Source organism: Vibrio sp. B1REV9 (assembly GCF_905175395.2).
GTDB classification, from domain to species: domain Bacteria; phylum Pseudomonadota; class Gammaproteobacteria; order Enterobacterales; family Vibrionaceae; genus Vibrio; species Vibrio alfacsensis.
Genome location: NZ_HG992746.1, coordinates 24,074 through 48,970, shown reverse-complemented (window position 1 = coordinate 48,970; position 24,897 = coordinate 24,074). Strand labels below are relative to the sequence as shown.

General features: G+C 43.8%; 24 protein-coding genes. 15 read left to right on the top strand and 9 right to left on the bottom strand.

Annotated elements, in window-relative coordinates:
• Positions 1–96 precede the first annotated feature (96 nt).
• From KHN78_RS14365 to copI, 3 genes are all read left to right on the top strand, one after another.
• Positions 97–1,815 (top strand): efflux RND transporter periplasmic adaptor subunit, encoded by a 1,719-nt coding sequence (locus tag KHN78_RS14365; RefSeq protein WP_211916606.1) that lies wholly within the window; start codon positions 97–99, stop codon positions 1,813–1,815.
• Between the two features lie 2 nt (positions 1,816–1,817).
• The gene (locus KHN78_RS14360) at positions 1,818–4,997 is read left to right on the top strand and encodes an efflux RND transporter permease subunit (protein ID WP_211916605.1); all 3,180 of its coding nucleotides are present in this window, start codon (positions 1,818–1,820) and stop codon (positions 4,995–4,997) included.
• A gap of 78 nt (positions 4,998–5,075) precedes the next feature.
• Positions 5,076–5,657: a copper-resistant cuproprotein CopI gene (gene copI / locus KHN78_RS14355; protein WP_211916604.1), complete on the top strand. Its 582-nt coding sequence runs from the start codon at positions 5,076–5,078 to the stop codon at positions 5,655–5,657.
• Positions 5,658–5,728: 71 nt separating this feature from the next.
• On the opposite strand, the gene KHN78_RS14350 is transcribed toward copI, so the two are convergent.
• Positions 5,729–7,060: a ferric reductase-like transmembrane domain-containing protein gene (locus tag KHN78_RS14350; protein WP_211916603.1), complete on the bottom strand. Its 1,332-nt coding sequence runs from the start codon at positions 7,058–7,060 to the stop codon at positions 5,729–5,731.
• Between the two features lie 210 nt (positions 7,061–7,270).
• Here KHN78_RS14350 and blaCARB point away from each other — a divergent pair, with 210 nt between their 5' ends.
• On the top strand, positions 7,271–8,122 hold the full coding sequence (gene blaCARB / locus KHN78_RS14345) for a CARB/PSE/RTG family carbenicillin-hydrolyzing class A beta-lactamase (RefSeq protein WP_211916602.1): 852 nt from the start codon (positions 7,271–7,273) through the stop codon (positions 8,120–8,122).
• A 57-nt stretch (positions 8,123–8,179) separates the two neighbouring features.
• Here the strand turns inward: blaCARB and KHN78_RS14340 are convergent, their stop codons facing one another.
• The 4 genes from KHN78_RS14340 to KHN78_RS14325 all read right to left on the bottom strand — a co-directional run bounded on the left by KHN78_RS14340 (position 8,180) and on the right by KHN78_RS14325 (position 12,797).
• Entirely contained in the window at positions 8,180–8,752 is a 573-nt protein-coding gene (locus tag KHN78_RS14340; RefSeq protein WP_211916601.1) for a GNAT family N-acetyltransferase, read from the bottom strand.
• Positions 8,753–8,759: 7 nt separating this feature from the next.
• Positions 8,760–9,923 carry a MerR family transcriptional regulator gene (locus KHN78_RS14335; RefSeq protein ID WP_211916600.1) on the bottom strand — a complete coding sequence of 388 codons (1,164 nt, stop codon included), beginning with the start codon at positions 9,921–9,923 and terminating at the stop codon, positions 8,760–8,762.
• 146 nt (positions 9,924–10,069) lie between these two features.
• Positions 10,070–10,468, bottom strand: a complete 399-nt coding sequence (locus tag KHN78_RS14330; protein ID WP_211916599.1) for an NUDIX hydrolase — start codon at positions 10,466–10,468, stop codon at positions 10,070–10,072.
• Positions 10,469–10,640: 172 nt separating this feature from the next.
• Positions 10,641–12,797, bottom strand: coding sequence for a prolyl oligopeptidase family serine peptidase (locus KHN78_RS14325; protein ID WP_211916598.1), 2,157 nt, complete (start codon positions 12,795–12,797; stop codon positions 10,641–10,643).
• Positions 12,798–12,967: 170 nt separating this feature from the next.
• On the opposite strand from KHN78_RS14325, the gene KHN78_RS14320 reads away from it, so the two are divergent.
• The 3 genes from KHN78_RS14320 (at position 12,968) to rfaH (ending at position 14,764) form a co-directional block, all read left to right on the top strand.
• The gene (locus KHN78_RS14320) at positions 12,968–13,219 is read left to right on the top strand and encodes a DUF6482 family protein (protein ID WP_211916597.1); all 252 of its coding nucleotides are present in this window, start codon (positions 12,968–12,970) and stop codon (positions 13,217–13,219) included.
• A 151-nt stretch (positions 13,220–13,370) separates the two neighbouring features.
• A complete protein-coding gene (locus tag KHN78_RS14315) occupies positions 13,371–13,796 on the top strand; it encodes a universal stress protein (protein ID WP_128813250.1) in 426 nt (141 codons plus the stop codon).
• Positions 13,797–14,272: 476 nt separating this feature from the next.
• The gene (rfaH, locus tag KHN78_RS14310; protein WP_211916595.1) at positions 14,273–14,764 is read left to right on the top strand and encodes a transcription/translation regulatory transformer protein RfaH; all 492 of its coding nucleotides are present in this window, start codon (positions 14,273–14,275) and stop codon (positions 14,762–14,764) included.
• A 245-nt stretch (positions 14,765–15,009) separates the two neighbouring features.
• Here rfaH and KHN78_RS14305 read toward each other — a convergent pair whose 3' ends face one another.
• Positions 15,010–15,528 carry a hypothetical protein gene (locus tag KHN78_RS14305; RefSeq protein WP_211916594.1) on the bottom strand — a complete coding sequence of 173 codons (519 nt, stop codon included), beginning with the start codon at positions 15,526–15,528 and terminating at the stop codon, positions 15,010–15,012.
• A 434-nt stretch (positions 15,529–15,962) separates the two neighbouring features.
• On the opposite strand from KHN78_RS14305, the gene KHN78_RS14300 reads away from it, so the two are divergent.
• The 7 genes from KHN78_RS14300 to KHN78_RS14280 all read left to right on the top strand — a co-directional run bounded on the left by KHN78_RS14300 (position 15,963) and on the right by KHN78_RS14280 (position 19,770).
• Positions 15,963–16,298: a hypothetical protein gene (locus tag KHN78_RS14300; protein WP_211916593.1), complete on the top strand. Its 336-nt coding sequence runs from the start codon at positions 15,963–15,965 to the stop codon at positions 16,296–16,298.
• Positions 16,299–16,580: 282 nt separating this feature from the next.
• The gene (locus KHN78_RS21850; protein WP_263422528.1) at positions 16,581–16,709 is read left to right on the top strand and encodes a hypothetical protein; all 129 of its coding nucleotides are present in this window, start codon (positions 16,581–16,583) and stop codon (positions 16,707–16,709) included.
• A 255-nt stretch (positions 16,710–16,964) separates the two neighbouring features.
• A complete protein-coding gene (locus tag KHN78_RS14295; RefSeq protein WP_211916592.1) occupies positions 16,965–17,825 on the top strand; it encodes a patatin family protein in 861 nt (286 codons plus the stop codon).
• A 221-nt stretch (positions 17,826–18,046) separates the two neighbouring features.
• A complete protein-coding gene (locus tag KHN78_RS14290; protein WP_099080410.1) occupies positions 18,047–18,259 on the top strand; it encodes a cold-shock protein in 213 nt (70 codons plus the stop codon).
• Between the two features lie 225 nt (positions 18,260–18,484).
• Positions 18,485–18,694 carry a hypothetical protein gene (locus tag KHN78_RS21990; protein WP_317984253.1) on the top strand — a complete coding sequence of 70 codons (210 nt, stop codon included), beginning with the start codon at positions 18,485–18,487 and terminating at the stop codon, positions 18,692–18,694.
• Between the two features lie 48 nt (positions 18,695–18,742).
• Positions 18,743–18,883, top strand: a complete 141-nt coding sequence (locus KHN78_RS14285; protein ID WP_128813260.1) for an adenosine deaminase — start codon at positions 18,743–18,745, stop codon at positions 18,881–18,883.
• Positions 18,884–19,296: 413 nt separating this feature from the next.
• Positions 19,297–19,770 (top strand): peroxiredoxin, encoded by a 474-nt coding sequence (locus KHN78_RS14280; RefSeq protein WP_211916591.1) that lies wholly within the window; start codon positions 19,297–19,299, stop codon positions 19,768–19,770.
• Positions 19,771–19,831: 61 nt separating this feature from the next.
• Here the strand turns inward: KHN78_RS14280 and KHN78_RS14275 are convergent, their stop codons facing one another.
• Both KHN78_RS14275 and KHN78_RS14270 read right to left on the bottom strand, forming a co-directional pair.
• Positions 19,832–20,143, bottom strand: a complete 312-nt coding sequence (locus tag KHN78_RS14275) for an SPOR domain-containing protein (RefSeq protein WP_211918803.1) — start codon at positions 20,141–20,143, stop codon at positions 19,832–19,834.
• Between the two features lie 184 nt (positions 20,144–20,327).
• Complete coding sequence (locus tag KHN78_RS14270) at positions 20,328–21,497, bottom strand: D-alanyl-D-alanine carboxypeptidase family protein (RefSeq protein ID WP_211916590.1); 1,170 nt, start codon at positions 21,495–21,497, stop codon at positions 20,328–20,330.
• Positions 21,498–22,084: 587 nt separating this feature from the next.
• On the opposite strand from KHN78_RS14270, the gene KHN78_RS14265 reads away from it, so the two are divergent.
• Positions 22,085–23,695, top strand: a complete 1,611-nt coding sequence (locus tag KHN78_RS14265; RefSeq protein WP_211916589.1) for a BCCT family transporter — start codon at positions 22,085–22,087, stop codon at positions 23,693–23,695.
• A 119-nt stretch (positions 23,696–23,814) separates the two neighbouring features.
• Here the strand turns inward: KHN78_RS14265 and KHN78_RS14260 are convergent, their stop codons facing one another.
• Complete coding sequence (locus tag KHN78_RS14260; protein WP_211916588.1) at positions 23,815–24,777, bottom strand: NAD(P)H-dependent oxidoreductase; 963 nt, start codon at positions 24,775–24,777, stop codon at positions 23,815–23,817.
• Positions 24,778–24,897: the final 120 nt, after the last annotated feature.

The following is a 24,897-nucleotide window of genomic DNA, read 5'->3' as shown; positions in this document are numbered from 1 at the left end:
AATTCCCCAAAGCGATTGTGGCTGCAGCGATATGACAAACAAGAGCAATCGAAAACACTGTAGCGTCAAATGAAAACGGGAAAATAAGGTATAAAAATGAAAACATTACAAGTAGCTACCATCGCACTGATTGTTGGTGGAGCTTTAGGGTTTGGTGCTAATCATTTTCTTGCGGGTTCAACTCATGACATGAGTGCAATGGGTGGCGAATCGGCTACCAGTTCCAACGACCCTCTCTACTGGGTTGCTCCAATGGATCTAAACTACAAACGCGACAAACCGGGCAAATCTCCGATGGGGATGGACTTGATCCCTGTTTACGCTGAAGACTTATCTGGCGAACAAAATAAACCAGGGACAGTTACGATTGATCCATCAGTAGAAAATAACCTAGGTGTAAAAACCGCAAAAGTAACGCTGGAAAAATTATCTCCGCGCATTGAGACCGTCGGCTATATCGCCTTCGATGAAAGCCTGTTGTGGCAAACCAACGTGCGTGTTGCTGGTTGGGTTGAGAAACTCTACATCAATGCCGTTGGTGAAAAAGTGAAGAAAGGCGATGTGCTTTTCACCCTGTATTCACCAGAGTTGGTTAAGGCACAAGAAGAATTGCTGAATGCTTACCGCACTGGTCGTAACGGTTTAGTGAAAGGTGCAACAGAGCGCTTGGTGACGCTTGGTGTAGACCGTGGTCAAATCAAATCCATCACGCGCAGCGGAAAAGCCTCTCAAACCATTGAAATTAAAGCACCGGCTGACGGCGTCATTGCAAGCCTAAACGTGCGTGAAGGTGGCTACCTATCCCCTGCACAAGCGGCAATCAGTGCCGGTCCACTGGACAATGTTTGGGTTGATGCGGAAGTCTTCGAGCGCCAAGCACACTGGATGAAAGCCGGCTCTCAAGCCACGATGACTCTAGATGCGATTCCGGGCAATGAGTGGCAAGGCGTGGTGGATTACGTGTACCCAATCCTCGATCCGAAAACACGTACGTTGCGTGTTCGCCTTAAATTTCCTAACCAAAATGGCGCATTAAAGCCAAACATGTTTGCCAACATCGCGTTGCAGCCTGTTACTGAAGACGCGGTATTAACCATTCCTAAATCATCCGTTATTCGTTCTGGTGGCATGACTCGCGTGGTTCTGGCAGAAGGTGACGGCAAATATCGCTCAGCTCGAATTGAAGTAGGCCGTGAAGCGGGCGAACAAATCGAAGTATTACAAGGCCTTAAGCAAGATGACAAGATTGTCACCTCATCACACTTCATGCTTGATTCTGAATCAAGCCAATCAGCGGATCTGTCTCGTATTAACGGTGTCGAACCAGAAACAGAAACGGCATGGGCAAAAGGTGAAATCACCGATGTAATGGAAAATCACCGTATGCTGACCATCAACCACCAGCCGGTACCAGAGTGGGATTGGCCTGGCATGGTGATGAACTTCACTTTCGCTGATGGCGTTGATATGGGTGACTTGAAAAAAGGCCAAGCCATTGAATTTGAAATGCAAAAGACAGAATCCGGTCAGTACCAAATCATCGACTATAAGGTAGATGAAAGCGTCATTGCAGCAGAAGTTTGGCTAACTGGTGACATCACGATGCTGATGGCTGATTTTGGCATGATCACTTTAAACCACCTGCCAGTAGCTGAATGGAACTGGGATGCAGGCGAGATGAACTTCTCTGTCGGTCAAGAGGTGGATTTATCCGGTTTTGAAGAAGGACAAAAGGTTCGATTTCTAGTTGAAAAACAAGGGTCTGACTATGTTCTTAAACAGCTAGTTTCTGCAACAAAAGCAATCGAGGGTTAATTATGATCAATGCTATTATTCGTTGGTCACTCAACAACCGCTTTTTAGTGTTAATCGCGACCTTAGCACTTGTATTAGGCGGACTTTACAGTGTAAAGAATACGCCTGTTGATGCGATTCCGGACCTTTCTGATGTTCAAGTGATCATCAAGACGAGCTACCCAGGTCAAGCCCCTCAGGTCGTCGAGGATCAAGTTACTTACCCACTCACAACCGCAATGCTTGCCGTTCCGGGAGCAGAAACAGTTCGTGGTTACTCTTTCTTTGGTGATTCGTATGTTTATATCATTTTCAACGATGATACCGACATGTACTGGGCACGTTCACGCGTGTTGGAGTACCTAAGCCAAGTAGCACCAAAGCTTCCACCTAGCGCCAAACCGACCTTAGGCCCTGATGCAACGGGTGTGGGCTGGGTTTACAGCTACGTTCTCCAAGATAAAACGGGTAAGCACGATTTAGCTGAGCTGCGTAGCCTACAAGACTGGTTCTTGAAGTACGAACTGCAGACGGTTGAAGGCGTATCTGAAGTCGCTACCGTGGGCGGTATGGTGAAGCAGTATCAAGTGCAGATTGATCCTGCCAAGCTGCGTGCGTACAACCTTACGCTTCAGCAAGTTAACATGGCGGTCCAAAACGGCAACCAAGAAACCGGTGCGTCCGTTATTGAAGTGGCCGAAGCTGAGCATATGGTTCGTACCACAGGTTACCTAACCAGCATTGAAGACATCAAATCACTGCCTCTGAAAGTGACTGAAAAAGGCACTCCGCTACTACTAGGCGACATCGCAGACATTAACCTTGGTCCACAAATGCGTCGTGGTATCTCAGAGTTGAATGGCGAAGGTGAAGCCGTCGGTGGTGTTATCGTGATGCGCTTTGGTGAGAACGCAAGTGAAGTCATTGAAAAAGTAAAAGATAAGCTTTCTGAGCTACAACGAGGTCTGCCAGAAGGTGTTGAAATCGTTGCGACTTACGACCGTTCGACTCTGATTGACGCAGCGGTAGAAAACCTATGGAAAAAGCTTGCAGAAGAGTTCATCGTCGTCGCAATTGTGTGTGCGTTGTTCTTATTCCACATTCGTTCTTCGTTGGTTATCGCTCTGAGCCTACCGGTAGGCATTCTCACTGCGTTTATCGTGATGCATTGGCAAGGTATTAATGCCAACATTATGTCCCTTGGTGGTATTGCGATAGCCATCGGAGCCATGGTGGATGGTGCGATCGTCATGATCGAGAACGTCCATAAACACATAGAGCGAACGCCACTGACCGATAAAAACCGCTGGCAGGTGATTGGCAAAGCGGCAGAAGAAGTCGGTGCACCGCTGTTCTTCTCATTGCTCATCATTACCCTAAGCTTCGTACCTGTATTCGCCTTGGAAGGCCAAGAAGGCAAGATGTTCTCACCGCTTGCATTCACTAAGACTTACGCAATGGCAGCAGCGGCAGGTTTAGCGATTACATTAGTGCCTGTACTCATGGGCTACTTCATTCGAGGTAAAGTACTACCTGAGCACAAGAACCCAATCAACCGTGGCTTGGTAGCACTATACCGTCCATTGCTAAACGTAAGTTTGAAATACCCTAAGACCATGATCGTTATCGCCTTAGGTCTTATGGCATCGGCATACTATCCAACCAGCAAATTGGGTAGTGAGTTTATCCCGCCGCTGGATGAAGGCGACTTGATGTACATGCCAACAACCTATCCGGGTATCTCGATTGGTAAAGCACGTGAGCTGCTACAGCAAACCAATAAGCTGATTAAAACCGTCCCAGAAGTACAAACGGTATGGGGCAAGATTGGTCGTGCAGAAACAGCAACCGACCCTGCACCTTTAACGATGATTGAAACCGTGATTCAGTTGAAGCCGCGCGATCAATGGCGTGAAGGGGTAACAACAGAATCACTACGCAAAGAGTTCGATGATCTGGTTCAGTTCCCTGGCTTGACTAACGCTTGGGTAATGCCAATCAAAACCCGTATCGACATGCTGGCAACAGGCATCAAAACGCCTATTGGTATCAAGATCGCAGGTCCTGATCTGAAAGTGATTGAGAAAATCGGCGCTCAGTTAGAACCGATTCTTAACGACATACAAGGCACTGCTTCTGTTTACGCAGAGCGTGTTGCTGGCGGCCGTTATGTCACGATCGACATTAAGCGTCGTGCGGCGGCTCGTTACGGCTTAAGCATTAAAGACGTTCAGCAAGTTGTCTCCACCGCAGTGGGTGGTATGAATGTGGGTGAAACCATCGAAGGCTTAGAGCGTTACCCAATCAACGTTCGTTACCCACAAGACTACCGTGACTCGGTGGTAAAACTGCAAAACCTGCCGTTAGTGACTCCAAATGGCGCTCGTATCGCACTGGCTGACGTAGCAGACATTCGTTACGAAGACGGTCCTCCAATGATTAAGACAGAAAACGCACGCCCGAATGGCTGGGTATTTGTCGATATCGATGGCCGTGACTTAGGCTCTTACGTTGTAGAAACGCAACAAATCGTAGCAGACCAACTTGCGCTTCCTGCGGGTTACTCGTTAGCTTGGTCTGGTCAATACGAATACATGGAGCGCGCAAAGGACCGCTTGAGTGTCGTGGTACCAATCACTATCGCCATCATTATGCTGCTGCTTTACTTCAGCTTCCGTCGTGTCGGCGAAGTAATGATCATCATGCTTACCCTGCCGCTCGCAATGGTCGGTGGTTTGTGGCTGATGCATATACTCAATTACAACTTTTCGATTGCCGTAGGGGTTGGCTTTATTGCCCTAGCTGGTGTCGCGGTAGAAATTGGGGTCATCATGCTCGTGTATCTCAACCAAGCTTGGCACTACAAAAAACTCGACGCGGAAGAGAACAAGCAGAAGCTTGAAGTGAAAGATCTAACCGATGCCATTCGTGAAGGCGCTGGCTTGCGTGTTCGCCCAGTGATGATGACGGTGCTGACGGTCATTATCGGCCTAATCCCAATCATGTACGGCGAAGGGACCGGATCGGAAGTAATGCAACGTATCGCCGCGCCAATGATTGGAGGTATGGCATCAGCACTGCTACTGACGCTATTAGTACTGCCAGCGATCTTCAAGCTGTGGAAACAACGTGAGTTGCGCCAAAGCAATGCGACTAATCACCAAGCTAGCACACAAGCTAGTGATGTAAACAACCACGCTTAAACCCTATCTTCCCCTTAAACCCTCGGTTTTGAGGGGAAGAAACCAAATTATTAATGAATTAAAACAAGGATTTAAAAGATGAAAAAGACACTAATCACTCTGGCTCTAGCTCTTACAACAACGACCGCTTTTGCACAAATGGATCATTCAAACATGGATCACTCGAATATGGACCATGGCAATATGGATCATAGCAATATGAAACATGAAAATACGGACCACGGCGACATGAAGATGGACCACAGTAAAATGGACCACTCTAACATGATGGATATGCCGGGAATGTCGGCAGTAGGTATGCCAGCTAAAGGGGCAAAACCAGACAAAGTCGTACACGTTATCTTAGCTGATGACATGACCATTAAATTCAAGAAAGACGTTAAGATTGAGCCAAATGACGTCGTACAGTTTGTGGTAATGAACACAGGTAAAATCAATCATGAATTCACTATTGGCTCTGCGAAAGAACAGCTAGAACACCGCGAAATGATGAAGAACATGAGCGGCGACCACATGCACGATTCAGGCAACGCAGTCACGGTTGAGCCGGGTAAAGCAAAACAATTACTGTGGCATTTTCACGGTGACAACAAGGTTGAGTTCGCTTGTAACATTCCAGGCCATGCAGAAGCGGGAATGGTTAAAAAGGTTGAACTGTAAATAAATATCTAAATAGGCAAAGGAGCTGATAATGCAGCTCCTTTCTTTTCAATTCACTAAACTGTCTTTGATTATCTCATCACAAACAGCTCTTCGTGATAACTCTTCTCAATATCGAACTGATACGTATCTAGCTCTTTTTTCAGTGTTTTTGAAAAAATTTCTGGCCCACAAAAATAGATTTCATACTGACTCAAATCACCACACTGTGCTGCAATACGTTCAGCATTCAAACGAGGAGAGTGCTGTGTATCTATTACGGTGAACTTCACTCCCGCTTCATGCACTAAGTGCCACAATTTATCTGTCAGCAGCTCATCAATACCTCGAACGCAGTAAAACAGGTGAATATTGCCACAACGTGGTTGGTTTTTTAGAGCTTCTAATGCCGAGAAGAAAGACGCAACACCTACACCACCAGCAATCCACACTTGTGGCTTGGAGAGATCAAACGTCAAGCGACCATATGGCCCTTCAACCCTTACACTCTCACCCACCGTCACTCGTTCATGCAAGCCAGTGGTAAAATCCCCCAACTCTTTGATCAAGAATCGTAGTTCACCATCTTCACTGCCAGATACAATAGTAAATGGATGCGGGTCTTCATTTCCGAAACGCAAGTAAGCAAATTGGCCCGCGTTGTGACCGTGCCAAGAAACATCTGGCTTCAGCACCAGTTCCATCACTCCCGCTTGTGGGAAGTAATGAGTGGCAGTCACAGTGGTGAGATGTTGGTTACGACGGCCAACAAAGCCAAACAAACTGTAAAGTGCAGCAATTGATCCAACAATAACAAAAGCGACTGTGAGGTAGAAGACAGGCTCTCCCCAGTAAACACGTTTTATCAATAGAACTGAATGCACTGCGACTAGCAAGTAGACGACCGACATCAAGCGATGAGAGAGTCGAAATGGCTTGTACTTCACCACTCCCCATAAAGAAATCACTACCAAAATCAACAGTAGGTAAAAACCAATTTCACCGAAGCTTTTTCCTAGATCTTTTAAGCTATGAAACCACGCTTCTATATTGGAAAAGTTGTTGATGCCTAAAGCATTGTGGTGCTTTGCTGGCTTTTCTAGTACCCCAGCCTCAACCAACCATTTGGGTATTTTATACCAAAGCCAATGCACGACACCGAGGCTAGCACCAGCGATCCCCAACCATTTATGAATTCGATAGGCTTTATCCATACCATGCAGCCAGTTTTCAATTACAGGCAAGCGCATCGCCAACACCATGGCCATCGACATCATCATCAGCGACAAAATACCTGAGTATTGGATCAAGGCAGAGCGCCACTCAAAGACATTCGTTGACGAGAAAATTTTCGGCTCCAACGTAAACCATAGCAGAGTGATTACGGCGACTATTGCCCAAAGAATATTGCGGACCATTTTCATATTGAAATTCTCAGTTAATCGACAACTTTACTTTAACCAACTAGGTGTAAAGCAACGTCAATAAACGTAAAAGCAGGTAAAGCTTGGCATATGCAAAGATTCCTACAGAAAAAAGACGAAAATCTAACAGTGATTAGAGCATTCACTCGTTATAGTGCTCTTTCTTCTCGCAAAGTGCGAACCTGATTAAATAACGCTAAGAAATCGATAATGAAAAAGCTATTGCTGCTAATGGGACTACTGGCCTTTTCTAGTGCAACTTACGCAGCCCAATTAAATGAGGATCTCGCTGCCATTGAGCAACATATCTCTGGTCGCCTTGGCGTATCTGTTTGGGATACGCAGACGGACAAACGTTGGGATTACCGTGGTGACGAGCGTTTTCCGATGATGAGCACATTTAAAACTCTCGCTTGTGCGATGATGTTACATGACATGGATAACGGTAAGTTAGATAGAAATGCTACTGCCAAAGTTGAAGAACGTAATGTGGTGGTATGGTCTCCCGTGATGGATCGAATGGTAGGACAAACAACACGTATCGAGCATGCATGTGAAGCAACCATGTTGATGAGTGATAATACGGCAGCCAATATTATTTTAAGAAGTATCGGCGGGCCTAAAAACGTCACGCTTTTCTTGCGCTCTATTGGAGACAAGGCTACACGACTGGATCGTTTTGAGCCACGAGTAAATGAAGCTAAACCAGGCGATAGTCAAGACACTACAACGCCTAACGCTATGGTAAACACTTTACATACTCTGCTAGAAACCGATGCGCTGTCTTATGAATCACGAGTTCAACTAAAAATTTGGATGCAAGACAACAAAGTCTCTGACCCATTGATGCGTTCAGTTCTACCGAGAGGATGGTCTATCGCAGATCGTTCTGGTGCAGGGGGATTTGGTTCGCGTGGTATTACCGCAATAATTTGGAAAGACAATTACAAACCAATCTATATAAGTATTTACATCACCGAAACCGACTTGTCGCTACAGGCACGCGACCAAGTCATCGCACAGATTAGCCAGTTGGTGCTAGACAAATACCAAAATATGTAATGCTAACGCCATCATTTTAAACGGAGCTTTCGAGCTCCGTTTCATTCGTTGATAAACCTACCAATAAGTCGGATTATCCAAGCCTTTCACACAAGACGATATACCTTGGATTGATGTCAATTCACCTGTTAATGATTGTGCCAACCAACCATGTGGATAGCTTAGAGTATGAGGGGCTTTGAACTGCGCCTCCGTCACTTGTTGGAAGCCAACGCGTGAGTAAAAGTTAGGATCACCGTAGGTAAATACCAACTCGATACCTTGTTGTTTCAAATATTCGAGGCCAAAGTTGATCAGGGCTTGGCCTACTCCTTTACCTTGGTATTCTGTCAGTGTTGCCATCGGTGACAATAGGTAGCCTAATTCACCATTTTCGAAGTGCAGTGGCGTAAACAACACGCCAGCAATTAAGCGCTCGCCTTGCTTAGCAACAAAACCTTTCAGTTCTTGCTCGGGTGTCGTGCTCAACAAATCGCCGACCAGTGCGCCAATGGTTTTGCCTTCTGCTTCGCTTTCAGAATCAGAAAAGGTTTGAGTAAACAAAGCGATCATCTCGCTACTCATGCCTCTCTCATATTGAGAAAGTGTGTAATTCAATTTTTGAATATTTTGATTGGTTGTTTCGTTCATTTTTCTATTAATCTTTTTGTAATATATACATCTGATACGCCACTTCATTTCCACGACGTTTAACGATATCTAATTCTACATTTATGTCTTTTAGTGCTTGTGATGCAGGCATCTCAGCTTTCAAACTTTGCACACGCTCATCTAAAGGAACGTAGTAGTTATCCCATGCCTGTTGGCTGATTGGGAACGTCTCTAACACTCGGTAGCCTGCTGATTTCGCCTGCGCAATACGCTTCTCGACACTGCCAATATCTGGGTACTCTTTCTGCCAAAATGCCACCGTATCTTCGTTTGGTGCGTCAGTGTTCCAAACCAAATCACTGACAACCAAAATACCGTCGTCTGCTAGTAATGGTCGCCACGCTTTAAATGCATTCTCAACGCCCATGATGTAAGCACTGCCTTCTGCCCAAATCAGATTGTTCGTCCCATCAGCAAATGGCAGTTCTGTCATGCTCGCACACACCGTGGTGATATTGTCACTTAAGCCAAGAGCCTGAGCTTTACCTTGCAAGCGTTGTAAAGACGGTTCGTCGTTATCGACCGCAGTAACGTGTGCATGTTTTGCCAAAGTACGAGTCGCAATACCCTGCCCGCAGCCGATTTCCAATATTTCACCAGGTTGAGTTGGTAGTAGGCTCAACGCCTTCAACGTATCTTGCTCTGAACCTGGGCCCCAAAATTCCAATGTTTCAAATACACGGAAGAAGTCTGCCATGTAATCATCATGAGTATTCATATCTTTTGATAACCAGCGTAAGTGAAGGGCCTCTTTCTCGCTAAAACCTTGCGTCATTAGCCATTTTAAGTGCGCATCCGGTGCGACTTCATCCAATGATTCATGCCATTCGGTTAACGGAGTTTCGCCTAGCAACGCAGCCAACAACTGACGAGACTTCTGCTTTTGTTCAATCTCTTCATCAAGTTGCTTGAGCCGTTCCAACATCAATTCACGGTCTACTTTGGCTTCTAAACATGCTTTGCATTCTTTGAGCGTAAGTCCACCGCTTTGCAATTGCTGGATCAAGCGTAAGCGTTGTAAGTCCGCATCACTATAAGCACGGTAGCCATTGCTTAACCGATGCCCTTTAATGAGTTCAATTTTCTCGTAATAGAGCAATGTAGTGCGAGACAAGCCTAGCATCTCTGCCAGTTCCGATATCCGATACATGTTTGTTTCCTCAGCGCTGATGAAAGCATCTTAAACTATAGAGCCATAGACAGGTCAACTTTAATTTTTTAAAAAGGTTCAAAAAAAACGCCCACAATACTCATGTATTATGGGCGTTTTATATTTGTCAGCGACTTAGAAAAGAACTAATTCACTAGCCCTTGTTTAACCAACAGAGGGAACACATTATTACGGAAAATCGTACTAATCGAGATGTTGTCTACGTTTGAAGAATCCACCCATTGACACTCTTCGATTTCATTGCTGGCAACCACTTCGCCGTCATAAGCGTTGACAAAAAATACGTCCATGATCAGAGTTACATCAACCTTATCGTGAGCGGGTGCTTCAAATCGACCAAATAACGTAAGATCATTGAGCGTTATTTGAATACCCACTTCTTCCAACAACTCGCGGCATAACGCTTGCTCGGGAGTTTCGCCACTGTCCAACTTCCCTCCTGGTGCGTAGGATGTGTCTTTACCTTTCGAGCGCAATACTAGTAGCGCGCCATCTTTAACAATAATTCCTGCTGATTTGTGCATATAAGCCCCCAAATACGACTAAAAATAAACGCATTCTACACCCGAGTTGTAAATCTCATTACAGTTCTTTTAAATACAGAAGATACGCAAAACGCAGCCCAATAAGCTGCGTTTTGATTTCATTATCTTATAAGGCTTAAGTGACTAACCGCTCACTTAGAGCACCTCTCGCTTACAACTTTTCAACACCCATATTAAAGAGGGTAAAGCTGTAAATATCCGCGTTTTTCTCGATAACCTTACTGGTCGGTGTGCCTGCACCGTGACCTGCGTTGGTTTCGATTCGAATCAAAGTTGGGTTTGTACCCGCTTGTTTAGACTGTAGCTCAGCTGCAAATTTGTAAGAGTGCGCTGGCACCACACGGTCATCGTGGTCACCCGTTGTCACCATAGTTGCAGGGTACTTAACGCCGGCTTTGACGTTGTGTACTGGCGAGTATCCTTTGAGGTAATTGAACATATCTTTACTTTGATCTGCTGTACCGTAGTCATAAGCCCAGCCCGCTCCTGCCGTAAAGGTATGGTAGCGAAGCATATCCAATACACCCACTGCTGGCAGTGCCACTTTGAACAACTCAGGGCGCTGCGTCATCACCGCACCAACAAGTAAGCCGCCGTTTGAGCCACCGTTAATCGCAAGCTTGTCTGACGAGGTGTAGTCTTGGTCAATAAGGAACTCAGCTCCGGCAATAAAGTCATCAAACGAGTTTTGCTTCTCTAACTTAGTGCCAGCATTGTGCCACTCTTTGCCGTACTCACCACCACCACGGATGTTCGCGACAGCGTAGATACCGCCCATTTCCAACCATGCCGCTCGACTTGGACTGAAGTAAGGCGTTAGGCTGATATTGAAACCACCATAACCATACAAGATCGTTGGCGCTGTGCCGTCCATCGGCGTGCCTTTTTTGTAGGTGATGATCATTGGAATCTTGGTACCGTCTTTTGACTTGTAGAACACCTGACGGGATTCAAATTGTGCCGGATCGAATGGTGCGTTCGATTTGTGGTAAACCTCGCTGTCACCGTCTTTGATGTCTAATCGATAGGTCGTGCTTGGCGTCTTGTAGTTGGTGAAAGAGTAGTAGACTTCCGCGTCTTCTTTCTTACCCCAAAATCCGTAAGCACTACCGATGTCTGGTAGCTTGATTTCACGAATGAACTTGCCGTCCATGTCGTATTGTTTGACCATCGAAAGCGCGTCAACAATGTAGCTTGCGAACAGGTAACCGCCCGCTGTTGATGGGCTAAGCACGTTGTCAGTTTCAGGAATTAAATCTTTCCAATTTTTCGGCTCAGGGTTGCTCGCATCCACCGTCACTACACGTTTGTTTGGTGCATCTAAGTTAGTGACCAAATACAGCTTGGTGCCTTTGCTATCAATCACCCAAGTATCAGAATTGGTGTCATCCAAAATGGTTTGCAGCGGACTGTCTGGCTTGGTCAAATCTTTCAAGAACAGTTTGTTGCCCGACGTTGACGTACTTGCTGAGATAAATAGGTAACGTTGGTCGTCGGAAGTGTAACCACGAACGTATCGGTGCTTCTCAGTATCTGTACCACCGAAGATAAGCTTGTCTTCACTCTGCTTAGTGCCTAGCTCGTGATAGTAAAGCTTATGTTGGTCGGTTTTTGCCGAAAGCTCGCTGCCTTCTGGCTTGTCGTAACTTGAGTAGTAGAAACCTTTATTCCCCAGCCAATTTACGCCGCTGAACTTAATATCCACCAGCGTCTCACCGACAGGCTTTTTGGTTTCTGCATCAAGCACAATCACTTTGCGCCAGTCGCTACCGCCTTCTGAAATGCTGTAAGCGACTAAAGAACCATCTTTGGTGAAGCTCACATTCGCCAACGAAGTCGTGCCATCTTCGCTAAAAGTATTTGGATCGAGGAAGACTTCAGGCTTGCCATCGTCAAGTTGGCGGTAAAGCACATCTTGATTTTGTAAACCATCATTCTTGTAGAAGTAGGTGTATTTGCCTTCTTTGAATGGACGCCCTAACTTCTCGTAATCCATCAATTGAGTTAAGCGTTCTTCAATCTGGTGACGATATGGAATTTGCGCCAAGTAATCGAACGTGACTTGGTTTTGCACTTTCACCCAATCTGCAGTTTCTTTACTGCGGTCGTCTTCTAACCAGCGATATGGGTCACTGACTTTGGTACCAAAATATTCATCCACCACATCAACTTTCTTTGTCGTTGGGTACTTCACCGCCATTTTGTGTACGTGTTCAACCAACTCCTGTGTTGAGCTTTCCGCATAAGCACCCGGTAACACGCCCGCCATTGCAAACGCAGTTACCAATGCTAAGGTTTTCTTTTTCATAGACTTCCTTTTCTGTTCTTGTTTTATGTAATGCTCCGAGTATCTTACCTATATCCGACCTATGAATCTAATTCTCTCCACCCTCTTCGCACAATGTCGTCTTGAAAGTGAACTAAAATCCATCGCTCGCCGTAATAGCCAAATAATGAAAACACTAATGGGAAATGGCTATGAATCTTTTGATTGAATCGGTCGAGGGGGGAATATACCTCGCTTACAACGTAGAAAACCAAACAAGATCACTGATATTGAACGAACATAAAAGCCCGCTGACATTCGCTAGTCTTTGTGAAGCACGAGACCATTTCCGTGGAGAGGGTTATTCTTCGGCTAAGTTAGTTCACCTCAATGCTACCGATGAAATGTGTGGCGAAAGAATACGTTGTGACATGCCCTTAGAGATTGAATTGAGCTGGTATTAGGCCGTTTTTTTTAGCTACTGCAACTACTTTTCTTCGCAAGTTCAGATAGAAAATTGCCAAAACTTCGAGCGATTTCGAGATCTTATCGGCAACTTTTTTTAAGCTCTCATACTATGCTTAAAGGAACGATAACAGACATGAGAGCGTGGTTATGAAATACAAACATATCCTTGTCGCACTAGAACTATCTGATGAGAGCACAGTGCTAATCGATAGAGCGGTTTCAATGGCAAATTATCTCGGTTCAGAGATTTCTTTTATACACATCGACGGTACTCATGGCGAAATCTATCCTGAGCTCGTTGACCTCGTCAAAGAACCAAGCAGTCGGCCATTGAATGAACATTCCATGGAGAGTTTGAGAAGTTTTGGTGACTATATCGATCATCCACTCAAACGATTTTTCGTTGGTACGGGTGATCTTGCAGACAAACTCGATGTCACCATCAAAGAGGAAGAAGTCGATTTATTGATCTGTGGTCACCATCAAGACTTCTGGAGCAAAATTATTTCTTATTCAAGACATCTAATCAATAAGTGTCCCGTGGACATCTTAGTGGTACCGATTCGGGACTAACTCTTTCTTTCTTGAACATAAATAAACCGTTGTAACTTCTCACAACGGTTTTCAACAAGCTCTCCATTACAAAAGCACAAGCCAACAATTAATTAATATCACCAACAAAATTTGCACGTTAGTTCAGAATCCAAAACAATTCACTTCGGTCTTTAAGCCATTACAAGCTTCAATATATAACTTTTGATTCAATATATTGTTAGATTGAATATAATACTAGCTATAAAGCAATTAGATGCATACAATCCAAGCCAAAATTATACCCATAGGGAATTATAAATAATGGCTAGGTCTATTTTACTTTCAACTATTCTTGTTTTTTCACCATCCCTGCTTGCAGAGACATTTTCACCTAAAGTGGTATGTTTCGGTGAAAATGACACCTTTCTCGGTTGGATGAGCATTGCTGATTGCTCACAGCAAAAAGGAACAGTGCCTTCTCATTTATCAACACCTAAGGCTAGCCAAGATTCAAAATGAAAGCTTGGTACCTACTCTACTGCAAACGAAATGAACAAAAACGCGCCCACCAGCACCTGACGAACCAAAACCTTGAGTGCTTCTATCCAACCATTAAAGTGGAGAAAGTAGTGCGTTCCAAGTTACAACATATTGAAGAGCCAGTGTTTCCTTCGTACATGTTTGTCAACTTTGACTATCTACAAGGTCCTAGTTTCACGAGTATTCGTTCCACTCGAGGCGTGGTTGACTTCGTCCGTGTTGGCGCACAACCAAAAGAAGTGCCCAGTGGCTTAATCGATGAGATGAGATCACTTGATATGAGCAATGTGGGGAGTTCATCTTTGCCATCAAAAGGTGATCGAATTTACGTTAAGTCCGGAGAATTTGCCGATGTTGAAGCCATATTCCAAGAATGGGATGGTGAAAAACGTTCAATCATGCTGGTAAAAATGCTGTCTCAGTACATTCCGGTCAGCATTGACAATCGCGATCTTGCATTCAACTAAATATCAACAGAAAGTCGCCTAACAATAAGGCGACTTTCTGTCTTCATGGGCGTTGATTTAATTATCACGCTTTCGCGTGGAACATCGCTTGCCCTTCCATGACGCGCAGCTGTCCAAACACACCCTAAGCAGTATTGTGATGAGCCAGTAGTGCCGGCGTTTTGGCTAAAATGCGCCCCCTCAATGAATAGCGGAAAGACCTAGGCATTTATCATGCGTTTAAAAAATCACGACAGCACAACCCATTAAGATGAGTACTGCTGAAGCAACGTTATATACGCGAGTTTCGCTTGTTCAAACTGACCAAAATTAAATATTTTTTGGGTTCGTAGAGCCGATTTTGAGGGTTGCTCATAAACGATCGCAACTAACTCGCTATCAAACGTTTGCTGTTCCAAACACAACTCCGCTTTCTGACCCAAGCCATTTTTGTAGGAAATGTAAGTCTGAATATAAACATCACCACGAATTCGTCCACCACCAGTTTTCACATGACTGCCCACTTTATTGTGATTTAAGTGAGCAGTCGTTTCCCTGACCACACTTTCTAAGAGAGCAATGACCTCTTTGTCTCTGGCTCCAAAAATGCGATTTGCAGCTCTTGGAAATCGATCTCTCAATTGAAATTCGATAGCCCAAATCAGCTCTTTGACCTCTTCACCAGATAGCTTATCTGAACTTTTTTGGACGCGCTGATACAAAGTAATCAGCTCTTTATCTGATTTTTTACCGCTATTTATTACCGTGAGTAACTTTTCTTTCATAAAAATATCCAATTCAAACCGTGCCCATTCTAATCGTCATCCCACCGCATGGCTAACAAACTACTTCTATGAAAACCAGAATGCACAACGCCAAATAACTCTTTAAAATCATGCAATTAAAAACATGCATTTCGTTATTCATTATGTTCAACATGCTATTGACTATCACAAAGCGCTCAAAACCACGATTCGTATTCCTTATTATTTTGACTAATTATTTTTGTTTGTCGCATTTGAATGCAAATCCTATTATCCGCAACGAAAGAAAGTAGCTCCTTTCAACCGCTCTTTAACAAACAAATGCCGTACTTACATGCAGCCATCATTGAATGCGTAAAAGCTTACCCTTTTATTCCCAGTTTTTGCTTTTTACAACCAATGAAAAGAACACCTTTTGTGTTCTCGATAACAGTCTATTCATGTAGGAATTTACCGTGGATAAATATCAAGCTGCATACGCAAAACGCCTAGAAAAACTAAAGGGCAAACAATCACCAAAAAACATTGCTCGTATTTCTGCGTGGGATGCATTTTTTAACAAAGAATACGAGATGCAAGATCTTGAATCTCAAATGACAGATTCTGTTCATCAGCGTTACGAACAGTCAAATGTAAAAAATGAAATCAGCTTCGGTGCATTCAAACGTGCGTTCTATAACGAGTCGATCAAAATCTATGACTTGACTGATGGCGCATCAATTCAAAAAGTGTTCACTCCACTCCTTGCTCTTACAGCTGCGTGGGTAGCATTCGTGTGTTTTACTCAATAGTTTAACCACGTAGAACATAACGTAAAGAAGCCGTTATTGGCACCACGTTATTGGCAACACATTGATAAGTAATATGTCGAATACCAACTCTATTAGATTTTTGATGCTTCACCACAAATAAGAATCTGATGGAATTGGTAGTATCACAACCAAACAGTATCTTGGTGTGGAAGAGACTACTATCGCGGCATTTGTCATCAAGTTCATGACTTATCAAGCCAAACGCAAACAGCAAATGAGTCGGTATATTTCGCCAATCACTCAAAAAGGGGTTAAGAGCTCATGCCTAAAATTGTACTTCTTTTATTAGCAACAACCGTTGGTATTGGTATGGCTGGGTCAGCATTCTGTGTCGGTGTTACTTATGCGTTTACCAAACTGCCAATCGAGCAGATTTTGTCTAATTTATAGTCAAGACAATTTCAACGAAAACGGTCTACGCAGAACAGATTTTTACAAAAGCAGAGCATCTTGGTGCTCTGCTTTTTTGCTATTTATTACCTACAACATTGCATTTACACCCGTTATCGGGTAGCACATATCAAGCGATGCCCCCCTAATAACTAAAATCATATGGTTTCATTCTTTTAATAAATTATTCCCCAACCGTAATTAGATCCGTTACTCTAGACTGTTGGAGAAAGCATGGTAGAAATGGGAGCTAGGATGGAACAAGTTGGATCTCGTGCATTAATTGTAGAGGGTGGCGCAATGCGCGGCATATTTTCCTGCGGGGTACTTGACCACTTTTTAGCCAAAAACTTCTCCCCTTTTGATAGTTTTTGGGGGGTATCTGCAGGTGCAAGCAATTTGGCAGCATACCTTGCCAAAATGCCAGGAAGAAATCGAAAGATTTATCTCGATTACAGTTTGCGTCAAGAATTCATCTCACCGAGCCAAATCGTACGAGGTGGCGATATCATGAACCTTGACTGGATGTGGAATATTACGCTCAAAGAGTTAGGTATAGATAAGAATGTACTACGAGCGGATGAACGCCCTTTCTTCCTTGGTGTTACAAGGCAAGACAATGGACAGCCCGAGTACTTAACACCATCGGTTGAGATGCTAGCCGAAACAATGAAAGCCAGCAGTGCATTACCGATTTTGTACCGTAGCGGTGTTCGCTTAAATGGCGTGACATATGTTGACGGCGGCGTAGCCGATGCCATTCCAGTAGCCGAAGCAATAAAGCGTGGGGCACGCAAAATCATGATTCTTCGCAGTCGTCCGGCTCATTACCGCAAATCCCCCCCTAAACTCAATTCGCTTACGGCTCATTTGTTAAAAGAGACACCCGCCTTAATCCAACCCATGCTGACTCGTCATGAACGATACAACCAAGCATTACATCTGATCGAAAACCCACCAGCTAATGTTGAGATTATTCAGGTTTGCCCTCCCAATAACTTCAAATTAAAGCGACTAAGTCGCTCACCGGAACCTCTTCGCAAAGCCTACGACCTTGGGCTTGAGTGTGGAAAACAAGCCATCAAACGCTGGGAAAATGAATTGTTAGATGGATGAACAAAATTTAATTGAAAATTTATCTAGCTATTTTTTAAACACTCTGTATAGTGGCCACTGGCTCTAAGATAGAGCTGTTAATGCTACATTTAGTTTAAGTTCCCTCTCAGTAATTTCTTGAATCCCTCAATTCAGACACCTGCGTAAAACTTCCTCTTCATTGCACATTCAATAGCTTAAAAAAGATCCATCTAAAATTTGTATATAATTCAGAGGTTTTTATGTCTGGTAAAGTAACTGGTTCAGTAAAATGGTTTAACGAAACTAAAGGTTTCGGTTTCTTATCTCAAGACAACGGCGGCCAAGATGTGTTTGTACACTTCAACGCTATCGTTGCAGATGGTTTCAAAACTTTGACTGAAGGTCAGAAAGTAAGCTTCAATGTAGAAGATGGTAAAAAAGGTCCTCAAGCGACTGAAGTTACTCCTCTTTAAGATAGCTTTTCTTGGTGCGGCAAGTCCTTGCTGCGCCAATTTCTCTCCATTCATTTACAAATCTCTTTCAGCAATTTGTTATTGCCTGGCTTTCTGCGGCCAAAATTTATCATGCAGATATTATTAATTAAATTAGGAAAAATCTATGTCTAAAAGAACAGGTCGCCAACGACACTGGTACCAATTATCAAGCAAACAAAAAATCACTAACAAACAGGAGAATAAATGATAGAAATAGAATTTCATTTAAAACAACCCGACATTTCTTGGCGTGCCAACATACACCAACTAAATGGTGATATTCTACGACGTCACATATTACCAAAACTAAAATCAACTTGTTATCTCATTGATTTTAAATACTGTGAAAAGAGCTACTCAGGTGACATACTGTGTGACTCAGGTTCAAAGCTAGGAAGTTTTATTATTAAATAAATCCATTCTGTGCATTAATAAGATATAACAACGAGCAGGAAATATATAATGAGCAAGAAGAACAAAAAGCAAATTGAGAAAGAAAAGAAAGAAGCGGAGCTAAATGCTACAGCATTGAAGCAACAAACTCGCCGCCGTATTGAAGACATCATGGCGCAAAGAGAATTTGATAAATTGTTTGATCTATAACACTTCTGCTAATTTCCTTTCTATATTCCTCTCTATTTCATATCGAAGTGCAAGGTATCGCCCCCTCCTCAGTTCACAATGAGAAGAGCACGTAATAGTCTATAATCCCCATTTTCTCGTATGGTGTTACTCAGGTTTAGCCTCTGAGTAGTCGATTTTTAGCCGGTGTGTGCTAGAAATAAAACATCATACGTTGAAATCGATCCTATATGAGTGGCTTGCTAACTCTTTATTCCAGTTTTAACTCTCCGAACTCTTAATCTCTACACTCTTATTCCTTTAGACGAGCTCTATCTGTCACTAATAATCTTAATAAGATGCCACTAAGACCTTACAATCCATCTGTGGTTAGACGACTGTTTTGGCGCTAGACTGAGTAAGCTAAGCAAAGCATACACAAAAGGAAGAGAATCATGATTCAACAAGGCCAAACGCTCCCGAGTGCAACACTCAGTGAACTGACAGCTGATGGAATGGTAAACCACCAAGTGTCCGAACTTTTTGCGAACAAGAAAGTAGTCTTATTTGCGGTTCCTGGTGCATTTACACCAACCTGTTCAGAAGCGCATTTACCTGGATACGTTGTGCTCGCTGATCAAATTAAAGCAAAAGGCGTCGATCTGATTGCATGTGTGTCGGTGAATGATGCATTTGTTATGCATGCTTGGGGCGAAGCACAAAACGCTTCAGAGCTCACCATGCTTGGCGATGGGGACGGAAGCTTTACTAAAGCATTAGGCCTCGAAATGGATACTGGCGGTTTTGGTGGTGTACGCTCTCAACGCTATGCAATGATAGTTGAAAATGGTGTTGTCACTACACTCAACATCGAAGAGCCAAAAACGTTTGAAGCCAGCAAAGCAGAAACTATTCTAAGCCTGCTATAATCAATTTACCGTAATACACAAAACGGAAAGACATTCGATTCCGTTTTGTGTCATCACATTTCTAACGCATTCTTACTACACTCGTTTCTTGTTTACGCTGCATTTCTGCAAACGTCAAAACAAAAGGAGCAGACTGTTTGACGCGGCTTGGCAAAGACGAACGCGCATTGTAAGCATCTTGCTTCGTTTTGAAGTCCCCAACCGTCACCGTATACCAACGCGTACCTCGACTATTCTTCCAGTTAACCCATACCGGGTATTGAGGATCAATATAGCGAATGTATTCTTTTACGTCCCTCTCCTGCTTAAGCGCAAGTACCTGCATGGTGTAATGGTTTGGATTGAGGTAGCCATAGGCATCTTGCGTTGACATCACTCCCACACACTGCTCAGGCGTGCCTGTTGTATAGGATGGAACGGTACAGCCAGTAACTAGAAAGGTGAATATCAAAGGTAGCGTCTTATGCACTTGTCACTCCGTTATTGTATCTCTGATGATTTCTCCCAACAAAAAGGCGACCAACTTGGCCGCCTAAGTAAATTAAATCTATTTGGAATTAAAACCAGCTCGACACCAAACGTTTGAACCAATCCATAAGACGTTTAAAGATACCACCTTCATCGACGGGCTCTAGCGCGACAAGGTTGGTTTCTTTCACGATATCGCCATCCACTTTATACAGTACTTTTCCGACCACTTGATCTTTTTGGATTGGTGCCATCAAATCACCATGGTAAACCAAGTCAGCTTCCAGCTTATTGACATCCCCTTTCGGTAAAGTGAGGTAAACATCGTGTTCAACACCTACACGAATCTCATCTTTATCCCCCATCCACACACGAGCAGAGGCCATGTCTTTACCTGCCACTGTTGGCACCACAGTATCAAAGAAACGGAAACCGTAGCTTAACAACTGTTTACTTTCCGACTCGCGGATACTCGGGCTTTTCGCCCCCATCACAACCGCGACCAAACGCATGTCGCCGCTAGTGGCAGAAGTGGCAAGGCTATAACCCGCGCCGCTAGTGTAACCTGTTTTCATCCCATCCACGTTCATACTGCGATCACGCAGCAAGCCGTTACGGTTGTATTGTGTGATGCCGTTATAAGTGAATGAGGTTTCACTATAGAGTGGGTAAATGTCTGGCAAGTCTCGAATAATCGCACGACCGAGAGTGGCGATATCTCGAGGCGTTGAATACAAGCCGTCACTGTCTAAACCGTGTGGGTTGGTAAACGCCGAGTTATCTAAACCAAGTTGGTTTGCCCAGCTATTCATCAAGCCAACAAAACCAGCTTCACTGCCCGCCACATGCTCAGCAATCGCAACGCTCGCATCATTGCCTGATTGAACAATCAAGCCACGGTAAAGGTCCGATAGAGAAACCGAAGTTCCGACCTCGATAAACATCTTAGAAGAATCAGGAAAGTTCTTGGCCCAAGCATTGCGGCTAATCACCACATCATCATCAAGGCTAATATTGCCAGACTTCACTTCTTGACCTGCCACATAGGCTGTCATTAGCTTTGTCAGGCTTGCAGGATTCAAACGTTTATCCGCATCACGTTCTACCAATACCGTTCCTGTGTGGTAGTCCATCAAAACATAACCGCGAGAGCTCAGTTCTGGGGCATTAGGTACAACCGTCGGCGCAGCAAAACTAAAGGAGGAGACTGCCGTCAGTGTGGTTGCTAACGTGGCAGTGAATAAAGTGTTATTTTTCATATCAGCATTCTTTGGGCTTACAAACTTAGTCGAGTATATTGAAACGCTGTTCAGTTACAGCAGCTCTGTTACGATTGGTTACGTTTACTCGATATTTGTCGAAAAGAATGCGATGCCAGTTGAAATTTGTACAAAAACAATTCAAATCTTATAAGGCTTATAGACCTCAGGCATTCACTCAGACTATGTATCACCGCAATAAGAGAATGTTCTGACTAATACCGACCACATTGATACGGTTGGTCTATCAACGAATGTCACCAATGTCCTATACCCGTGTATTTAGTATTTAGCTCGTTAGCTTATCGCTTATACGACTCTATAGGCCTCTAGTTGCTAGCCGTACTCAACGACGAAAAGTTTACACTTCAAAAAATTACACCTCTTACAATGTTACTCGCCAACCCAATCAAAAAATGGCAAAAACTGCCACAAAACCACACAAGCAAAGTTAAATTTGCACAATTTTACACAAAACATTATCATCTCGTCGCATTTTTTAATTTGAACTCAAAATAAATGGAGGGCGGTTTTAGTGCTTTTTTTAGATAAAGATAAGCACATTAAAAAGCGTATATGTTGTATTTATGGATAATGCACTAAAAAAATATAGTATCGAAACTACCGATTATCAGGTTGGTCAAGACAACGTACAAAAGTGGGGTTTTGATATCCACAATCCAGTTTTTGGAATTAGCGCTGGACTTGTGATTCTCTGTCTTATTTCTCTTCTTATTGTTGAACCCACTACAGCTCGTGAAGCCTTGAATGGCTTGAAAAATGGCATCATCGCAGACTTTGATCTGTTCTTTATGTGGTCAGCAAACTTCTTTATCTTATTCGCTATCGCCATACTACTTTCACCTCTGGGTAAGATCAGAATTGGTGGCAAAGAAGCACGTGCTGAGCACTCAACCGTTTCTTGGCTTTCTATGCTGTTTGCGGCAGGCATGGGGATTGGTCTGCTTTTCTGGAGTGTGGCCGAGCCAACGGCGTACTTTACTGACTGGTATGGTACACCCCTCAACGTAGAGCCTTACACTGAAGATGCAAAATCCCTTGCGATGGCTGCAACCATGTTCCATTGGGGTATTCATGGTTGGGCAATCTACGCCATCGTTGCACTCTCTCTCGCTTTTTTCGCATTTAACAAAGGCCTACCACTGTCTTTACGTTCAGCCTTTTACCCTTTAGTTGGCGACAAAGCTTGGGGATGGTTTGGTCACATCATTGATATTTTGGCAGTACTGTCGACATTATTTGGTCTCGCCACTTCACTCGGCTTAGGCGCTCAACAAGCTACTAGCGGTATTAACCACGTATTTGGTTTAGAGGGTGGCATTGGTATGCAGATGATTGTCATCGCTTTTGTCACCTTCATTGCCGTGCTATCGGTAATTCGTGGCATCCATGGTGGTGTTAAGCTGCTCAGCAACATCAACATGATGGTCGCTTTCGCCCTATTGGCATTTGTTATTTATATTAGCTTCAACATTGCAATCGCTTCTATTTGGGATAGCACAGTGGCTTATGCACAAAATATTGTTGCGCTAAGTAACCCACATGGTCGAGAAGATACAGAGTGGATGCATGGTTGGACGGTTTTCTACTGGGCATGGTGGGTATCGTGGTCACCATTCGTTGGCATGTTCATTGCCCGCGTATCAAAAGGTCGCACCGTTCGTGAGTTTATTTTTGCCGTTATCGTGATCCCAACTGTCGTGACACTGATTTGGATGTCCGTATTTGGTGGTATTGCGCTAGACCAAGTAGTGAACAAGGTCGGTGAATTAGGTGCTAACGGCCTAACCGATATCTCGCTGACTCTGTTCCATGTTTACGATGCGATGCCATTTAGTTCAATCATTTCAGTACTGTCTATTGTTCTGATTTTGGTGTTCTTCATTACCTCATCAGACTCTGGTTCATTGGTTATCGATAGCATTACAGCTGGCGGTAAGATTGATGCTCCTGTACCTCAACGTATTTTTTGGGCATGTATTGAAGGTTCTATTGCTGCGGTTATGCTTTGGATTGGCGGTAAAGAAGCGCTGCAAGCCTTACAATCGGGTGTAGTCGCAACGGGCTTACCATTTACGCTGGTGCTGTTAGTAATGTGTGTGAGCTTAATTAAAGGTCTGCGCTCAGAGTTACCAGCCTACAAAGGTGACGCCATTTTGCCAGCAACCGCTCGATAAGTATGTGAGGCTTGTGAGACTATAGAAGCGATAACAAAATCAGAAAAGCCAAAAATCAGAAAAACAATAAAATGAGCGCATATTCGCGCTCATTTTTGCCATTTGTGTTTGCGTAACACTTAGTGATTTACAGGTACTACTCTGTATTCATGAACAGTAATATCACCCGACTCTTGGATAGTGACCTGCCACGTTTCATTCACCGTTAAATGAACAGCTTCACCGTTCATCGTATTATTTTCAACGCTTTCAGCTGACAACAAAATACGCAGTTCTACTTGGAAGCCGTCGTCATTCGGCGTCACTTCAATCTGCTGAACATCGTGATCGCAATTAGGTTTAAAAGTGTTGCGTACGATCGCATACCAATCGCGGAAACCATCATGACCGAAAAACTCCCCCTCAGGCATCAGCCATTTGACATCTTCAGCTAACTTCTCAGTAAAAAAGTCAGTCTCCCCGTCTAGCAAATCAAACTTCGCAAACCATTGACCTACAAACTTTTGAATACGGCTTTCTGGCGAAGACGTTAACGCTTCAATTTGCGCTATCAAACGATTCGCATGATCTTTTGCGCGTGCTTGTACTTCCTCTAACTTGTTGTACACGTTTGGAATGTAAACCATACGATGTGTATAAACTGGTTTTTGGTAGTTCATGCCAGCCAAGTAAGCCGTTTGCTGAAATGGGTAAACAAACTGCTCAATCGTAAAGTGGTTGTAGCCTAGAGGGTCGTAAGACTCCGCAGGACCGCCAATCGTAAATGACAACATGAAATCCTTGCCTTTGAGCTTGTCGCCCTCTGGACCATACGCGAAGTTAAAGCTGAATACATCATCAACCCACTTCTTCAATAGCGCTGGTGATGAGTACCAATAAAATGGGAATTGAAGCACCACGACATCCGCACTTAAAAGCGCCGCTTGCTCTGCTTCCACGTCAATTTGATAATTCGGGTACAGAGTATCTAGACGGCGAACTTCCACATCATTAAGCCCTGCTTTTAGCTCGTCTAGAATAACTGTGTTGGTATATGACGCATCTAAGTTTGGGTGACCTGAAATAACCAGTACTTTACTCATCGTAATTCCTCTGCTTCAAAACGTTAACCGATGCATAGAGAATACGCTGAAACAATCCTTAGTTTTAGATGCTCTTTACTTAAATCATTATTAGGCAAAAACTAATAATGTCTTTGATTT

Bases quoted from the DNA above. Each gene is read 5' to 3' on its own strand.
- KHN78_RS14365 (WP_211916606.1), top strand. From the start codon at position 97: ATGAAAACATTACAAGTAGCTACCATCGCACTGATTGTTGGTGGAGCT.
- KHN78_RS14360 (WP_211916605.1), top strand. From the start codon at position 1,818: ATGATCAATGCTATTATTCGTTGGTCACTCAACAACCGCTTTTTAGTG.
- copI (WP_211916604.1), top strand. From the start codon at position 5,076: ATGAAAAAGACACTAATCACTCTGGCTCTAGCTCTTACAACAACGACC.
- KHN78_RS14350 (WP_211916603.1), bottom strand. From the start codon at position 7,060: ATGAAAATGGTCCGCAATATTCTTTGGGCAATAGTCGCCGTAATCACT.
- blaCARB (WP_211916602.1), top strand. From the start codon at position 7,271: ATGAAAAAGCTATTGCTGCTAATGGGACTACTGGCCTTTTCTAGTGCA.
- KHN78_RS14340 (WP_211916601.1), bottom strand. From the start codon at position 8,752: ATGAACGAAACAACCAATCAAAATATTCAAAAATTGAATTACACACTT.
- KHN78_RS14335 (WP_211916600.1), bottom strand. From the start codon at position 9,923: ATGTATCGGATATCGGAACTGGCAGAGATGCTAGGCTTGTCTCGCACT.
- KHN78_RS14330 (WP_211916599.1), bottom strand. From the start codon at position 10,468: ATGCACAAATCAGCAGGAATTATTGTTAAAGATGGCGCGCTACTAGTA.
- KHN78_RS14325 (WP_211916598.1), bottom strand. From the start codon at position 12,797: ATGAAAAAGAAAACCTTAGCATTGGTAACTGCGTTTGCAATGGCGGGC.
- KHN78_RS14320 (WP_211916597.1), top strand. From the start codon at position 12,968: ATGAATCTTTTGATTGAATCGGTCGAGGGGGGAATATACCTCGCTTAC.
- KHN78_RS14315 (WP_128813250.1), top strand. From the start codon at position 13,371: ATGAAATACAAACATATCCTTGTCGCACTAGAACTATCTGATGAGAGC.
- rfaH (WP_211916595.1), top strand. From the start codon at position 14,273: ATGAAAGCTTGGTACCTACTCTACTGCAAACGAAATGAACAAAAACGC.
- KHN78_RS14305 (WP_211916594.1), bottom strand. From the start codon at position 15,528: ATGAAAGAAAAGTTACTCACGGTAATAAATAGCGGTAAAAAATCAGAT.
- KHN78_RS21850 (WP_263422528.1), top strand. From the start codon at position 16,581: ATGCCTAAAATTGTACTTCTTTTATTAGCAACAACCGTTGGTATTGGT.
- KHN78_RS14295 (WP_211916592.1), top strand. From the start codon at position 16,965: ATGGAACAAGTTGGATCTCGTGCATTAATTGTAGAGGGTGGCGCAATG.
- KHN78_RS14290 (WP_099080410.1), top strand. From the start codon at position 18,047: ATGTCTGGTAAAGTAACTGGTTCAGTAAAATGGTTTAACGAAACTAAA.
- KHN78_RS21990 (WP_317984253.1), top strand. From the start codon at position 18,485: ATGATAGAAATAGAATTTCATTTAAAACAACCCGACATTTCTTGGCGT.
- KHN78_RS14285 (WP_128813260.1), top strand. From the start codon at position 18,743: ATGAGCAAGAAGAACAAAAAGCAAATTGAGAAAGAAAAGAAAGAAGCG.
- KHN78_RS14280 (WP_211916591.1), top strand. From the start codon at position 19,297: ATGATTCAACAAGGCCAAACGCTCCCGAGTGCAACACTCAGTGAACTG.
- KHN78_RS14275 (WP_211918803.1), bottom strand. From the start codon at position 20,143: ATGTCAACGCAAGATGCCTATGGCTACCTCAATCCAAACCATTACACC.
- KHN78_RS14270 (WP_211916590.1), bottom strand. From the start codon at position 21,497: ATGAAAAATAACACTTTATTCACTGCCACGTTAGCAACCACACTGACG.
- KHN78_RS14265 (WP_211916589.1), top strand. From the start codon at position 22,085: ATGGATAATGCACTAAAAAAATATAGTATCGAAACTACCGATTATCAG.
- KHN78_RS14260 (WP_211916588.1), bottom strand. From the start codon at position 24,777: ATGAGTAAAGTACTGGTTATTTCAGGTCACCCAAACTTAGATGCGTCA.